This is a genomic window from Bacillus sp. FSL E2-8868 (assembly GCF_038005505.1).
Taxonomy (GTDB): domain Bacteria; phylum Bacillota; class Bacilli; order Bacillales; family Bacillaceae_G; genus Bacillus_A; species Bacillus_A mycoides.
This window is the reverse complement of record NZ_JBBOTI010000002.1, coordinates 545,068-560,412: the sequence shown is the minus strand read 5'-3', so window position 1 is coordinate 560,412 and position 15,345 is coordinate 545,068. Positions and strand designations below refer to the sequence as shown.

Genomic DNA, 15,345 nt, shown 5'->3' with positions numbered 1-15,345 from the left:
ACTATTTATACCGTGACCCTAGAATGATAGGAAGATTGGAGAAGCAATTATTATAAAAGGTTACGGGGGAATTCCTATATGGAAAATAATATGACTTATATTAAGTTATTAAATGAAACGTTACATTGTTATGCAAATAAAGGAAGTTTTGAAGCGTATTCTTATATAATGAATAATGCTAAAGATGTAATGGGTAATGAAGCACAAATATATAATTTTAAATATGCATTAGCAAGTGCAGCAGGACTTGAAGAAGAAGCGTTGCATTTAATGAAGAAAGCAATTATAGAAAATGGATTTTGGTACGGAAGTGAGTATTTAATTTCCGATGATGATTTAAAACCACTACATAAATTTGAAGAGTTTCATAGAATGGTTCAATTATGTAAAGAAAGAGAAGAATTAGCAAAGAAATCGGAACAAGCAGACGTGAAATATAAATACAGCAAACAAAATGAAAATCTACTAATAACACTGCATGGGGATCAAGAAAATATACAAATAATAGAACCATATTGGAACTCTGTAATGGAACAAGGTTTTATGCTGGCATTGCCTCAATCTTCCCAAATTCAATTTTCAGATGGATATGTTTGGGATAATATCGAAAGAGGAAGAGAAGAGTTAAAAGGACATTACAATAAGATTAAAGTGAATAAAACATTTGGGAATATTATTATTGGTGGCTTTTCTGCTGGGGCAAGAGTAGCGTTACATTCCATGTTACAAGGTGAAATAGAAGTGAACGGTTTTATTTTTGTGGCACCGTGGCTCCCGGAAATGGAAGAATGGGAAGAAATGATTGGAATATTGCATGATAAAAGCATAAAAGGATATATAATATGTGGGGATCAAGATGAAGATTGTTTTGAAGGTACACAGCAATTTGTAACGTTATTAAAGGATAAAAATATAGAACATAAGTATAAAGTTGTGCCTAACTTAAATCATGATTATCCTCATAATTTTGATGAGTTATTAAAAGAAGCTATTGAATATATAGGAAGCAAAAACAATTGATTGGTAGTAAGAAAAGGAGATGCATCATATGTGATGCATCTCCTTTTCGTTATTATAAATTAAAAGCATCTGCCAATAGGCGATAAGAGTTTAATTTATGTTCAAATTGATGAGTAATCGTGACAATCATAAATTCGTCAGTATTATACGCTTTGCTTAAGTTTAATATTTTTTCTTTCACAGAAGACGGATCACCGACAATCATACGTTGACGATTTTCTTTTATACGGAATAGATCATAAGCACTATACGAATAATTTTGAGCAGTTTCAATAGAAGGAGTACCAGTAGTCCGTTTTCCTTGTTCTAATAGTAAAATCGATAAATCAAGGCTTGATGCAATCTTCTCCGCTTCTTCATTTGTTTCTCCGCAAATAACAAAAATAGATACGATTGATTTTGGTTTATCACCTAAATAGGAAGGTTGGAATTGTTCTTGGTAAGCCTTCATTACTTCAGGGCCACCGTATCCGTTAATGAACTGTGCAAATGCAAAAGAAGCGCCTTGCTTTGCGGCAATCATTGCACTTTCTCCGCTAGAACCGAGCATCCACATTTCAGGAGATGTTGGGATAACTGGAGTAGCCTTTAAGTTTGCATAATGATGGTTTTCTGGTACTTGATCATGTAAGTACATAGCAACATCTGCAATTTGTTCTGGATATTGATCAAGTGAGACCATTTTACCTTCTTGAAGTGCGCGAGTTGCTATCGGCATACCACCAGGCGCTCTCCCGACACCAAGGTCGATGCGGCCCTTATAAAGTGCTTCTAAAACGCGGAAATTCTCGGCAACTTTATATGGACTATAATGTGGCAGCATAACACCACCAGAACCAACTCTAATACGGTCAGTTTTCGCGGCAATATGTGAAATGAGTATTTCTGGACTTGAACCAGCTAAGCTAATTGAATTATGGTGCTCGGATACCCAAAAACGTGTGAATCCGAGTTTCTCAACTTCTTGTGCAAGCGTAACTGTATGCGAAATAGCCTGGGCTGCTGTGCTACCATCTGAAATAGGTGATTGGTCTAATACACTTAATTTGATCATAGAATATACCTCTCAATCTTAATGTACATCCTATTATATATTTACTTACGAAAAATGCGTAATGAAATGCTCAAAAGGAAAAGTGAATAATTTTTTATCCGCTTTTAATGAGAAAACCCTCGTTCATAATGATTCATTTCGACTAAGTTTAATATATATTCGTAGTTATCAATTTCTAAATGTATTTGCTTGCGTTCTTCTTCAGTTAGTTTAACGCTAGTGAGTTTTTTACATAACTGCTGTTTCTTTAATTCTAAATGTTTTTTTGTAGCCTGATAATCGTAAGTACGTTTCATGTGTATCCATCCTTTCCATACAGTTACTATCTGTATGTTTATAATATGAAGCATGTGGAAGGGGGAGAGCTGCACCTTATGTATTTTTAGTGAATTTTCAAATTGTGGTGGTGTTATGTTTAAGTGAATTTATGAATAAAATGCACTAAACCACTAATTTGTATTTCATGAAGTAAGGGGTGGGATTGTGCAGAAAGATATAATGTTTAACAATGAGATGGATGAAACGTTAAAAGTTATAAATAAGGGATTGAAGAAGACGACACGTCCGAAACAAATCATTGTAGTAGGGGCTGGTATGGCTGGATTAGTTTCGGCATCTTTATTAAAAGCAGCAGGGCATGAAGTGAAGGTTTTTGAAGCGAACAACCGTGTAGGTGGCCGCATAGAGACAGTTAGGATGGAAGATACCGGATTATATTTAGATGTTGGAGCGATGAGAATTCCGTATTCGCATACATTAACGATGGCATATATAAGAAAGTTTGGGCTACAGGTGAGCCCTTTTATTAATAGGAATGAGACAGATATTATCTACGTAAATGGTCGGAAAACGACATTAAAACAATACGAAAAAGATCCAAGTATTTTAAGATATCCAGTGGAAATGAATGAAGTTGGGAAAACGTCTGAGGAACTATTAATGTTAGCGGTACAGCCCATTATAAATTTTATAAAAAAGAACCCAGAGAAAAATTGGGATATTGTAGTAAAGGATTTTGGGAAATATTCTACAGGTCAATTTTTAAAATATCATCCTTATCAATATAATACGTATTTTTCGCCAGTAACGATTGAGATGATAGGTGTTCTATTAGATTTAGAAGGTTTTTTAGAAAGGTCATTCGTTGAGACGTTACGTTTTTTATACATTATGCAAGAGGAGAGCGGATTTTGCGAAATAATAGGTGGGAATGATAGATTACCAAAGTCTTTTTTACCACAATTAGAAGAAAATATTATATATAATCAAAAATTAATGAAGCTTCATCAACAAGCCAATAGTGTAACAGCCTATTACCGGAACGAGGAAACTTTTGAATATAGTAGTATTACAGGGGATTTAGTTATTGTTACAATTCCTTTTTCAACAATGCGATTTGTAGAAGTAGATCCATTTGATTCGATATCTCATGCGAAGTGGAAAACAATTCGCGAATTGCATTATATGCCAGCTACAAAAATAGGAATTCAATTTAAAAGTCGTTTTTGGGAGGAACAAGGGCAATTAGGTGGGAGAATTATAACAGATCTTCCTATACGTTATGCGTATTATCCAAGCCATGGAATCGGAGAGAAAGGGCCTGCTATGATGTTAGGAAGCTATACATGGTCTTATGATGCGTTGTTATGGGATGGGTTATCAAAGGGGGATCGTATCTATTACACACTACAAAATTTAGCAACAATATTAGGTGGTCAAGTATATGATGAGTTCATGTCTGGAATATCAAAAAGTTGGACATTAGATCCATATGCGCTTGGAGGGTTTGCACTATTTCAAGCTGGTCAAGAATCTGAATTACAGCCAGTCATTGTAAAACCTGAGGGGAGAATATACTTTGCCGGAGATCATACAACGCTGTATCACGGATGGATTCAAGGTGCGATTGAATCCGGAGTGCGTGTGGCGATGGAAGTGAATGATCAAAAAGTTTAAAATTCAGAAATTTCTTTACTGTATAACTTGAGATGGATATTATTATATATAAAAGAATTATAGGGAGTGTTTACAGTGAATCCGTTATTATTCGATTTTCCTTCTGAATTTTATACTGACAGGCTTTTTATTCGAATGCCAAAACCAGGTGATGGTAAAGTTGTATATGACGCAATTCAAGCTTCAATACAAGAATTAAAACCTTGGATGGTCTTTGCACAAAAAGAGCAAACAGAGGAAGAAATAGAAGAGAGTATTAGAAAATCGCATATTCAATTTTTGCAGCGTGAGGATTTGAGATTACTAGTTTTTTCGAACGAAACAGGTGAATTTATTGCATCTGCCGGATTACATCGTATTAATTGGGATATACCTCAATTTGAAATCGGGTATTGGATTGATTCAAGGTTTAGTGGAAAGGGCTATATGGTAGAGGCTGCAAAAGGAATAACGGATTATGCTTTCACTGAACTGAAAGCAAACCGGGTAGAAATTCGTTGTGATTCTCTAAATAAGAAGAGTAGAGCGATACCAGAGAAATTAGGCTTTAAATTAGAGGGTACTTTAGAAAGCGCGAGTGTTGCGGTGGATGGAAATGGATTAAGGGATATGTGTGTATTTGCAATGACGAGAAATACGTATGAAAAAGAAGAGCTGTAAAGAACTATATAGACTAAACTAATAAGAGGATATTATGTTCAATATATGAGCATATATCCTCTTTTCCTATGCATATTATATTCGTTAATTAGATAGTAATAATTAATTAGGCTTAAAAAAGACAAGTTTGTGAAGAAATCTACTTAAACTATAGGGTGCTTTAATTGAAGATTCGCAACCAGAAATAATCAATCTTTATTATAAAAACCAAACTAGATAAATAAAGAACCAACTGTTTTGATCAAACTTTGTTTCAAAACAGTTGGTTTCTTTCTGTATAAAATCAGCGTTTGCAACTTACTTTTAATCGAACTTTATTCAAAAGCTACATATTCTTCTCTCTAAACAATCCAGGTATATATAAATTAATGCTGTTGATTGATAAAACTACGGTCTTAACATGTCTCCCTCTTTCCATGAATCGATTAATCGATTCAATCTTCTTAGCCTAGTTTCTTCTTTTTTGGCACTCATTACCCACCAAATAGAATCTCTTTTGTAAGAATCCGGAAGCTGATTAAAGAATTTCCAAGAATTTTGATTTTTTTTAATTTCATCCTCATATTCTTTTATTAAAGTAACGTTCCTATTAGCGGAAGAATAACCTGTTTGATCATTTCTTTGATTAAAAATAGTCAATCCTTCAGGCTTCATTTGATTAAGTTCTATTAATTTATGCACCTTTTGCACGTTAACTTTACTCCAGAGGCTATTAGACTTACGTGGAGTAAAGCGGATTTTATAGCTATCTTCATCAACTGTTTTTCGTATCCCATCAATCCAACCAAACGACAGTGCACAATCTACTGATTCTGACCAAGTAAGACTAGCTTTATTGGTCTTTTTTTTTGAAAAAACTACCCAAATCTCACTAGCTGTTTGGTGATGAATATCTAACCAATCAATAAATTCTGTTTGATTAATAAAAAATAAGGCTTCACTCATTTTATCAGCCATTTTAAAATCATTTGATTAAGCTCTTCAGGTCTTTCTTCTTGAATCCAATGACCAGTGTCCAAACTCTTAACGTCTATATTAGGTACAAAATCTTTTATATTTTGAAGTGGCGGAATAATATCTTTCTCGCCATATACCATCAATGTTGGCTGATGAATAATAGGAGAGACGTCACCTAATAAATGCCAATTACGATTTAGATTTCTGTACCAATTGATGCTTGGAGTGAAACCTGTCTTATTGAACCCTGAGATATAAACAGAAAGATCTTCATCACTCATAACAGGTTTACCTAATGGCTTGGTTGCTTTAGCTAGATTAATCATTTCCATTCCTTTACCAGGAACTTGTGATGGAGCATTCTTTCGATATAAGTTATTAAGAAATTGTGATGAATTTTCATCTAGTATAGCATCTGCAACACCTGGTTGTTTGTTAAAGTGAACAAAATAGTAATCGTCTCCAAAAACTTCTTCCATAAAATCAATCCAAGGTTTCTCTCCACGAACTTGATAGGGCAAGCATAAGTTAATCATTTTACGAACACGTTCTGGGTGCAGCAAAGCCATGCTCCAAACAACACTTGCACCCCAATCATGCCCCATAAAAATGGCATCTTTGTACTGATAGTGATCCAATAGAGCAACAAGATCACCGGTTAAATGTTTAATATCATATTTTGTAACTTCTTTGGGACAAGAAGATTCTCCATATCCCCGTTGATTGGGAATAATAACGTGATAACCTGCTTCTACAAGAGGAGTCACTTGATGTCTCCAAGAATAGGCATGTTCTGGCCATCCGTGGCAGAGAACGATAGGTCGCCCCAAATTTTTTTGTCCAGCTTCAAAAACTTCTAGTTTCACACCGTTAACTGAGATAAGTGTTGGTGTTGGAAATTCATAATTGTTTGTCATTTAACGTTCCTCCTAATTAAAATAAATGTGTCTTATAACAACAATATTATCACGGTGATTTGACAACAGTCTGTCAACTTTGAGAAACGCAATTAACGATATTTTTCAGCCATCAATCTGAGTTTTGAAGCAATTGCTTCACGCATTTCTTTTGGAGCTAAGACCTCTACATGCTCTCCAAAACTAAATATGAGAGAGAACAACCATTCTTTTTCGGGGAGTGTAGCTTTAACAAGAAGTTCACCTGTTTCTAACACCGAAATATCTTCTTTATTAAAAATATCCTCCACACGAGACTGCATTATAGAGGAAATCTTTAAGACAATTGTTGTCATTATTGTTTGCTCATTTAATAATGTCCTAATCTCATGATACGATTTTTCTCGACGTTCAAATGATTGATTTTCGATATAACAATCACTTATACGGGAAACTTTAAATATTCTGAAATCTTCTTTTGAAAGACAATAAGCAAATAAGTACCAAGTATAATTTTTAAATATGAGTGACATAGGTTCAACTCGTCTTTTGCTGACAATATTATTATAATTTCTGTAGTCAATCGTCAGTATATCAGTCTGTGTAATAGATTTTCTTAGCGTTTTAACTAATGACTTTTGTTCTAGAGATTCTCCAAAAGGATGTAAATCAATGATGATTTGTTCCATATGCAGCTTTAGTTCATCTGCCTTGTTTTTAGGAATGATATTTTCTAACTTTTCTATGGATGATTCTAGCTCAATGTCGTCAACCGTGGAATTAATATCTTTGAGAACAGAAAGAAGGGAGGACAGATTATTAAGAGTCAGTACTTGATGATTTAATTTATAATTTTCATAAATGCTGAATCCACCATTGTTTCCAGAGTGGGAAATGATAGGAATTCCGGCTAGATTGATTGTTTCAATATCTCGGTAAATAGTCCGAACCGACACTTCAAATTTTTGAGCCAATTCATTGGCTGTTATACGATTTCTATTAAGTAACATCACAATAATGGTTAACATACGTTCTATTTTCATTTTGTTCTCCTTAGATAAGGTTTCTTTTCATTCTACACTACACAATATGATGATACATTAAAAAAACTTTTCAAAAGAACTAATCTTTCATATACAAAAATATTATTCAAGTCTTGTATGCTTAGAGGTTCTTTTTTTACGTAACAAGTATGATAAAAGAATACTCAATACTTTTGATTGAGAAATTAAATCATGATATACTTTAAGTGCGAAACGTTATGAAATTTAGCAAGACAACACGAAAGCCAGTCCTACAGCGAATAGGACTGGCTTTTTTTTCGTTTGTTGCGAAGCCAAACGCGTGTTCAATACATGCGTCACACCATATAGTTCACCTTTTCCATTATGATTAATTACAACGTCTAAATCATTGATAATTTGCTTCATGTATTCGAATGCAATACGCGTATTTTCATCAGTAGGTGCCCATTGATTAACTAAATCTGTTGATTCCATTGCTTCACCATTAGGATCTAAATGTACCGTACGGGCAACTTGCTTATTAGATATATAACTTGTTAAAAGGAACAAATTTATATAATCTTTTTCCAATTCTTTATTTCCTTTAATTAAATGGATTGGTGATTCATCATTGACTACTAGTGACTTCAAGTAATACTCGAAACCTTCAGCGTTACTAGCTTTTTTCAATTTTGGGTCGTTCATCGGTTCGGAAAGTAATACGTTCATCTTTGAAACCCATTCTCCGATTTCAGCATTATAAATTTGGGATTTAGATGCTTCTACAATGTTGCTATTTGTTGAGTCATCTTTGTCGCTTGAATATTTAAGAGCCCCATATTCACGAACTCCAAGTGTGGCAATAAGTATAACGGCAATAGCAGCAGAACCGAATAAGATTTTTCTTTTCATTCTCAACACTACTTTCCCTAATAAAGTTAGTATAACCAATAAGAGGGGCTCTTACAAATAAACGGGAAAGGGATGGAGAAGTAATTGTAATTGAATGATTTAATTGTATTTTCTAAATAAAGATAAATTTGATTAGTAATGATATTACAACTCTTATTCAACTAACGGAGTGCTTTAGTTGAATTTTAAAGCCAAAAATAACCCACATATTAGATATGTTCTAATTTGTGGGTATCTTTTATTATGATACGTTCAAGTTAACTGACCTAAAAATAGGTGTCTCCTCGTTTTTTTATATTTAAAGAGGAAAACTATCCTATTGTAGAAATTTTATGAGAGGAGAGTGAGGAGGAATGAAAGAAGTTAGACTTTGTTTTCATTGTGGAAATAAAACACAGATGGAGTTAGTGACTACGTATAAACATAATATTCCTGAAGTTGAATATGAACCAGGTTACGGAGAAATACAAATCGGGGAATATTGGGATGTTTATAACCTTTTTCTTTGTCCAGTATGTCAGAAAGTTACATTAGAACTGAAATCCTCAAGTACTTTTGAGTGCGGACCAGATGGAACAGAATATTGGAGCGAAAAGGTATTATATCCTCTAATAGAATCTCAAGTAATAAAGTTTCCCTCCGGAGTGAAAGAGGCTTTTGAAGCAGCACATAAAGTGAGAAATATTGATGGAGCTATAACATCTCTGGCTTTAAGGAGAACACTTGAAAGAATGTGTAAGGATAAAGGTGCGGAAGGGAAAGATCTATATCGTAAATTGAAATATTTATCAGATAATGGTGTAATCCCACCGATTCTTTCAGTAATGTCTTCTATCATCAAAGATATTGGCAACGAAGCTGCACACGGTGATGATGTGGAATTTGATCAACAATTAGTAAGTTCCCTATTCAAATTTACAGAGATAATTTTGGAATATGTTTATGTAATACCAAGGCATCTAAAAAAAATTCAATTTGATATGGGCATAAGGGAAGAGGAAAATCAGAAACCAACAGTGGAGGTAACTAGCGAGTAGAAAATACTCGCTTTTTTTGATTATTTAAAAGTAAAAACAGGACACTTGTGTACTGCATTTCTAACCAAATAAAATGGGGAATAATTGATTCTATTGAAATATAAAGACTTTAAAGAAGTTGAAGAATCATTAGGGATGACTTATATATTTCTAATAGGTGTTTTTTTATATCGTATATAAATATATTCGAAAGTGATAAATTACTTATTCAACTAACGGGGGCTTTAGTAAAAGAAGAAAGGTTCTACATATTAGTCATATCTAATATGTAGAACCCTTTAATTTTTCTATCTTTTTTAAAATTAGGTCTTGATAAAATACAACAGCTCTTCTTTTTGTTTATTATGGTACAGGATGACCGTTAGAGCTTTCGAAAATTGTAAACCATTGTTGGCGGTCTAAATTAACTTTTGTTGCCATTGCAGCCGTTTTTACTCGATCTAATTTACCAGAGCCAACGATTGGCATCATTTTAGCTGGATGAGCAAGTAACCATGCATACATAACAGTATCGATGCTATCAACGCCTAGCTCAGTAGCAATTTTTTGTAAAGTTTCACGTACACGTACGGCGCGTTCTGATTGGCCAGTAAAGATTTCTCCACCAGCAAGAGGTGACCAAATCATTGGATTGATTCGTTTTTCTTGGCATAAATCAATCGTACCTTTTTCAAAATGCTCCATTTGCATCGCAGATACTTCAATTTGATTTGTAATGAGCGGGAAATCTAAATATGAACTTAACATATTAAATTGAGAAGGTAAAAAGTTAGAAACACCGAAGTGACGAACTTTTCCTTCTTGCTTTAAGCGTGAGAACGCTTCTGCCACTTCGTTTGGGTCCGTGAATGGATCAGGACGATGAATGAGCAATACATCAATATAATCTGTATGTAAGTTTTGTAATGAATCCTCCGCGCTCTTTATGATATGTTCAGCACTCGTATTGTAGTGAGCAACATATCGTTCTGGAAATTTCGGTGATGGGGGAGCGATTCCACATTTAGTGATGATTTGCATATTTTCGCGTAAGGAAGGCTTTAATTGTAACGCTTCTCCAAACAATCCTTCACACGTATACCCACCATAAATATCAGCGTGATCGAAAGTAGTAATCCCCAAATCCATACAGTCTTCAATAAAAGAAAGTAACTCTTGCTTTGGCATATTCCATTCTGCTAAACGCCAAAAACCTTGAATAATACGAGAAAATTCTAGCGTTTCGGCCATTTGAACTCGTTCCACTATAAGTACCCCCTATATGAATGAATAATATTTTTGAAAAGGCTTTCTTACTACGTATTATTATATAGTTACAGGGTCGTACATACAATAAATATGTTTTGCTACAAAAACGTTTTTCTCTGTATGCTATAATGTAGAAACATATAGCTATAAGGAGATGTAAGGAATGATTCCAGTAACAATACTAACTGGTTTTCTTGGATCAGGGAAAACGACATTATTAAATCGAATTTTATCAGAGGATCACGGCAAGAAATTAGCAGTGATTGTAAATGAAATAGGACAAATTGGTATCGATAATCAATTAATTATGAACGTTGAAGAAGAAATTATGGAAATGACAAACGGTTGTTTATGCTGTACTGTGCGTGAAGATTTACTTGTTGCTTTAAAACAATTACTGGATGTGAAAGCAGAAGGGAAAATGGACTTTGATGGATTAGTAATCGAAACAACAGGTCTTGCAAATCCAGGTCCGATTATTCAAACTTTCTTTTTAGATCCAGTTATTCAATCTGCATACCAAATTAACGGTGTTGTAACAGTTGTAGATAGCTATCATATACATAAACATTTTGAAAAGGGACTAGAAGCAAAAGAACAAATTGCCTTTGCTGATGTTGTGTTAGTTAATAAATTAGATTTAATTGAAGAAAATGAGAAAGAAAATCTCTTGCATGAACTTCAAGGAATTAACCCGACTGCAAAGTTAATCGAGGCGACTAACTGTGAGGTAGATATTCCATCGTTATTACAAATTCAAACGTTTAAAACGAAAGATACGCTGCAAATTTACCCTCATACAGAACATAACCATCTAGAAGGTGTAAAATCGTTTGTACTACGTGAAGAACGTCCGTTAGATTTACAAAAATTGAATGAGTGGATGTCAGCTGTCGTTCAAGAACTAGGGGAGCATTTATATCGCTACAAAGGAATTTTATCTATTGATGGAGTAGATAAACGTATTGTTTTCCAAGGTGTGCATACGTTATTTGCTGCTTCGTACGATAGAGAGTGGCAAGAGGGCGAAGAGCGAGTAAGCGAAGTAGTTTTCATCGGAAGAGATATTAATAAAGAATGGTTCCAAGAACATTTTGAAGAATGTGTGAAATAAGTCTGCGTAAATCGCAGGCTTATTTTTTATGAGCATTTTAATGAGATAATACTAGATTACAAAAATGAAGTAATAAGGGAACGAAACTAAAAATAGAAAACATAACATTGATAAATGCATAATAAAAAGCCTGTTTTCACAGACTTGTATTTTCATCTATAAGTAATTCCATTACAACACCTACAACTGGACCTTCGTCATCAATATCCCCATTTAAACGGAAGCCAAATGACTCATATAGTCCCATTGCGTGTTTGTTGTCAGGATGTAAACTTAAATAAATTATTTTACATTCGAATTTTTGTTGCAAGAATTGAATTAGTAAGCGAAGGAAACGTTTTGCGTATCCTTTTCCTTGAAATTGTTGGTCAATCATAAAACGATCTAACCATACGCTTTCATGTTTTTGGGAATACCAACCGTACATTGCGTATCCAACGAGTGTTTCTTTGTCATATAAGCCTACTGACGTTCCGTTTTCTTCATATAATGATTCCGCTAAAGAAAACGCATTGCTTTCAATAAACTGCTGCTGGTCTTTTGCTACGTCTAAAGCAGCAACTGAACGCCAATTATTTGCTGTTACTTCACAAATGTGAAGATTCATAGTTCCAACTCACCTTCTAAATTAGTATAGCTTACAAGCTAATATGGATAATTCTACTTGTTATTTCGATCAAGTCAAGGATAAATACATAAAAAGGCAGCTGGATGACATATTCAGCTGCCTAGAAAATATAGTTGATTAGTTTGTTGCTTCTTTTAAAGTATTTACGTTTTCTTCCATTAATGTGAAGTAATCTTTATTGTTCTTTGCATCATCCTCAGAAATAGTAGCAAGGTGATTTAAGCGTAAAATTTTTGTACCTGTTTCTTTTTGAATAACTGATGCTACTTTTGGAGTAGAGAATGTTTCAAATAAAATATATTGTAGACCGTGCTCTTTTACTGTTTTTGTAATGTCAGCAAGCTGCTTTTGAGATGGTTCATCAGATGCTGAAATTCCAGCGATTGGAATTTGTTTCAAACCGTATCGTTGTTCCCAGTAGCCGTAAGCTGCGTGTGAAACTAATATTTCTTTCGTTTTTGCATTTGCAACAACTGCTTTAAATTGATCATCTAAATCAGTAAATTTTGTTTGTAGTGCTGCAAAGTTTTTTTCGAACTCTTTTTTATGTTCAGGCTGTAATTCTACAAGTGCATTTTTAATTTTTTCTGCTTGTTTCATCGCAAGAGTAGGGTCTATCCAAACGTGTGGGTCTTTATCGTGATGATGTTCATCTTCTTTATGACCGTCTCCATGATCGTGCTGCTCTTCTTCAGATGAAGCACGAAGTTCGATATCTTTAGATGCATTTACAATCTTTACGTTTTCTTTTTTTAATGATTTTTCCATTTTTTCGGCAAATGGTTCTAATTCTGCGCCGTTATAAACAAATAAATCGGCTTTCGCCACTTGTACAGTCTGCTTTTGACTTGGTTCAAATGTATGAGAATCCGCACCAGGTGGGTAAATTGTTTCTACATTTACATAATCACCACCGATTTTTTTTGCAAAGTCAGCGAGTGGGAAAATGGTTGTATAAACAGAAAGTTTCCCATCTTTTTTCGCTGTACTATCTTTGTTGTTAGAACATCCAGCAAAGATGAGTGTGAAAATAAGTATAAATGAAAATAGAGCTAATTTTTTAGGCATATAATTCTCCTCTTTTCTTTTTTACAATTATATTTTCTCCAAATATAAGAAGAAAATATCGTTTTGATACAAAACGGAATAATTACGTTTTAGTTTGCGAACCTAGTATAATACATCTTTATGAAAGTTGCAATAAATAATAATCATTACGATTTGATTTTGTAATAAATCTGTCAAAAAGAAAGGTATTAATTTTTATGATTGGTGCATATGTGACAATGTTACTTTCATATATTGGGAGGGAGCAGAAAAAAGGGGATGAGCGCTTGGGTTACTTCATGGAAGCTATCTTATTAATACTTGCGGTTGTTTTGCCATTATCTTTTGTTTTAATTTTTTTAAGAAGACTAATAAGTAATTTAGGGGATGCTACAACAATTACAAAATTGCCAGCGGAAGAAAAAGAAGAGAAAAAAGAGTAAGTAAAGCACTATGCATACGCATAGTGCTTTACTTATGGTAAAATGGGAGAACGGAAACTCCTGTTAGCGACGATTAGCTATAGGAGAGAATAGTAAATAAAGAGGTATACACATATATGAATAAGCGAACAGCGTTAGTACTTGGCGCAAGTGGGTTAGTTGGACAAGAAATAACGCGACTATTACTTGACTCAGATTACTACGATTCGGTTACTATTTTTGTAAGGGAACCATTACAATTACAATTACAGCACGAGAAATTGCAACAGAAACAGGTGGATTTTTCAGTATTAGAGGAATACAAAGAATTTTTTGCAGTAGATGATGTTTTTAGTTGCTTAGGAACAACGATAAAAAAAGCGAAGTCGAAGTCGAATTTTAAAAAAGTAGATTATGAATATACATTACGAGCTGCCTGCTTAGCTGAAAAACAAGGCGTGCAAAATTTTCTTGTTATTTCATCAATGGGAGCAAAACCTAAATCATTTTTCTTTTACTCGCAAGTGAAGGGGAAAATGGAAGAGGAGCTGAAAAAGTTAGTTATTGGTGGCATACATATTTTCAGGCCGTCATTATTAGTTGGAAATCGACAAGAATATCGTTTTGGGGAAAGAATGGCTGAGAAATTATCTCGTATTCTTCCGTTTATATTTAAAGGGGCTTTTAAAAAGTATAAACCAATTTCAGCTAAAGATGTGGCGAAAGGAATGTATATAACAGCGCTACGTGAAGAATCTGGTATTCATATTTATAATTCAAATAAAATTACAACGATAGAATAAATAAAACCGAGAAGAATGACTTTTACTGAAAGACAAAGGAAATAGAGTTTTAGGCTTGGATTAACAGTAAATACACGTTGTTTAACACTTATATTAAAATGAAAGAGGAGTGGGGAATCCACTCCTTTTATCACGACAATTTTATTCCACTTTTATCCCTCATACGTCTCAAATAACCTTTTCAAATACGCCTGATTTCCTTTCGCGATATACTGCTCAGTTTCTATTAAACGCGTTGCTAATTCGGACTTCGTTAGACGTATATACTGTCTGTAAACATTCTTTAAATTCCTGTCAGACTTTAATTGTTCAAACTCGTGAAAAGCATGTTTTTCATTTTTTCGATAGGGAAGGTGCTTTTCGATCTCTTTTTGTTTTTTCTTATAACTCTTACTCTTTTCTTTATAATACGCATAGATTTTTTCATGATTTCTTATAGTATTAAAATGAATCCCTTGGCCTTGTTCATCGAGTTCTTTTGTCTTTTTAGATACATTGTGCAAGGTAACTTCTTTGCCCTCCGCAAGAAGGGCGTCTATTGCTTTTTTACCTAGTTCGAAGGAGGTAATCCCTCGTTTTTCGTAATC

General features: G+C 33.9%; 17 protein-coding genes. 7 read left to right on the top strand and 10 right to left on the bottom strand.

Features of this window, described 5'->3' with window-relative positions; translation table 11 throughout:
• The first annotated feature begins 78 nt into the window (after nt 1-78).
• Nucleotides 79-1,020 (top strand): alpha/beta hydrolase, encoded by a 942-nt coding sequence (locus tag NSS74_RS13875; RefSeq protein WP_002189348.1) that lies wholly within the window; start codon nt 79-81, stop codon nt 1,018-1,020.
• 52 nt (nt 1,021-1,072) lie between these two features.
• Here the strand turns inward: NSS74_RS13875 and NSS74_RS13870 are convergent, their stop codons facing one another.
• Both NSS74_RS13870 and NSS74_RS13865 read right to left on the bottom strand, forming a co-directional pair.
• A complete protein-coding gene (locus tag NSS74_RS13870) occupies nt 1,073-2,074 on the bottom strand; it encodes an LLM class flavin-dependent oxidoreductase (protein ID WP_002141391.1) in 1,002 nt (333 codons plus the stop codon).
• Nucleotides 2,075-2,178: 104 nt separating this feature from the next.
• Complete coding sequence (locus NSS74_RS13865; protein ID WP_002012420.1) at nt 2,179-2,370, bottom strand: DUF3896 family protein; 192 nt, start codon at nt 2,368-2,370, stop codon at nt 2,179-2,181.
• Nucleotides 2,371-2,557: 187 nt separating this feature from the next.
• Here NSS74_RS13865 and NSS74_RS13860 point away from each other — a divergent pair, with 187 nt between their 5' ends.
• Together NSS74_RS13860 and NSS74_RS13855 are read left to right on the top strand one after the other, a co-directional pair.
• Nucleotides 2,558-4,030 (top strand): flavin monoamine oxidase family protein, encoded by a 1,473-nt coding sequence (locus NSS74_RS13860; protein ID WP_201038386.1) that lies wholly within the window; start codon nt 2,558-2,560, stop codon nt 4,028-4,030.
• Nucleotides 4,031-4,105: 75 nt separating this feature from the next.
• Nucleotides 4,106-4,690 (top strand): GNAT family N-acetyltransferase, encoded by a 585-nt coding sequence (locus tag NSS74_RS13855; protein ID WP_002126982.1) that lies wholly within the window; start codon nt 4,106-4,108, stop codon nt 4,688-4,690.
• Between the two features lie 387 nt (nt 4,691-5,077).
• Here NSS74_RS13855 and NSS74_RS13850 read toward each other — a convergent pair whose 3' ends face one another.
• From NSS74_RS13850 to NSS74_RS13835, 4 genes are all read right to left on the bottom strand, one after another.
• Nucleotides 5,078-5,647, bottom strand: coding sequence for a YdeI/OmpD-associated family protein (locus NSS74_RS13850; RefSeq protein WP_234816581.1), 570 nt, complete (start codon nt 5,645-5,647; stop codon nt 5,078-5,080).
• Nucleotides 5,632-6,564 (bottom strand): alpha/beta fold hydrolase, encoded by a 933-nt coding sequence (locus NSS74_RS13845; RefSeq protein WP_340813817.1) that lies wholly within the window; start codon nt 6,562-6,564, stop codon nt 5,632-5,634. Before NSS74_RS13845 ends, NSS74_RS13850 begins: the two co-directional genes overlap by 16 nt.
• Before the next feature lie 92 nt (nt 6,565-6,656).
• A complete protein-coding gene (locus NSS74_RS13840; RefSeq protein ID WP_061675446.1) occupies nt 6,657-7,586 on the bottom strand; it encodes a helix-turn-helix transcriptional regulator in 930 nt (309 codons plus the stop codon).
• Between the two features lie 225 nt (nt 7,587-7,811).
• On the bottom strand, nt 7,812-8,459 hold the full coding sequence (locus NSS74_RS13835; protein WP_133116640.1) for a hypothetical protein: 648 nt from the start codon (nt 8,457-8,459) through the stop codon (nt 7,812-7,814).
• Between the two features lie 353 nt (nt 8,460-8,812).
• Here NSS74_RS13835 and NSS74_RS13830 point away from each other — a divergent pair, with 353 nt between their 5' ends.
• Nucleotides 8,813-9,496 (top strand): DUF4145 domain-containing protein, encoded by a 684-nt coding sequence (locus NSS74_RS13830; RefSeq protein WP_085310583.1) that lies wholly within the window; start codon nt 8,813-8,815, stop codon nt 9,494-9,496.
• A 342-nt stretch (nt 9,497-9,838) separates the two neighbouring features.
• On the opposite strand, the gene NSS74_RS13825 is transcribed toward NSS74_RS13830, so the two are convergent.
• A complete protein-coding gene (locus tag NSS74_RS13825) occupies nt 9,839-10,741 on the bottom strand; it encodes an aldo/keto reductase (protein WP_002141394.1) in 903 nt (300 codons plus the stop codon).
• Between the two features lie 166 nt (nt 10,742-10,907).
• Here NSS74_RS13825 and NSS74_RS13820 point away from each other — a divergent pair, with 166 nt between their 5' ends.
• Nucleotides 10,908-11,858, top strand: coding sequence for a CobW family GTP-binding protein (locus tag NSS74_RS13820; RefSeq protein WP_002086082.1), 951 nt, complete (start codon nt 10,908-10,910; stop codon nt 11,856-11,858).
• A 136-nt stretch (nt 11,859-11,994) separates the two neighbouring features.
• Here NSS74_RS13820 and NSS74_RS13815 read toward each other — a convergent pair whose 3' ends face one another.
• Nucleotides 11,995-12,465, bottom strand: a complete 471-nt coding sequence (locus NSS74_RS13815) for a GNAT family N-acetyltransferase (protein ID WP_002012425.1) — start codon at nt 12,463-12,465, stop codon at nt 11,995-11,997.
• Nucleotides 12,466-12,603: 138 nt separating this feature from the next.
• Complete coding sequence (locus NSS74_RS13810) at nt 12,604-13,554, bottom strand: metal ABC transporter substrate-binding protein (RefSeq protein ID WP_201051929.1); 951 nt, start codon at nt 13,552-13,554, stop codon at nt 12,604-12,606.
• A gap of 197 nt (nt 13,555-13,751) precedes the next feature.
• On the opposite strand from NSS74_RS13810, the gene NSS74_RS13805 reads away from it, so the two are divergent.
• Both NSS74_RS13805 and NSS74_RS13800 read left to right on the top strand, forming a co-directional pair.
• A complete protein-coding gene (locus NSS74_RS13805) occupies nt 13,752-13,976 on the top strand; it encodes a hypothetical protein (protein WP_002012427.1) in 225 nt (74 codons plus the stop codon).
• 116 nt (nt 13,977-14,092) lie between these two features.
• The gene (locus tag NSS74_RS13800; RefSeq protein WP_201051934.1) at nt 14,093-14,758 is read left to right on the top strand and encodes an oxidoreductase; all 666 of its coding nucleotides are present in this window, start codon (nt 14,093-14,095) and stop codon (nt 14,756-14,758) included.
• Nucleotides 14,759-14,910: 152 nt separating this feature from the next.
• Here the strand turns inward: NSS74_RS13800 and NSS74_RS13795 are convergent, their stop codons facing one another.
• Nucleotides 14,911-15,261, bottom strand: a complete 351-nt coding sequence (locus NSS74_RS13795; RefSeq protein WP_340813813.1) for a hypothetical protein — start codon at nt 15,259-15,261, stop codon at nt 14,911-14,913.
• Nucleotides 15,262-15,345 lie beyond the last annotated feature (84 nt).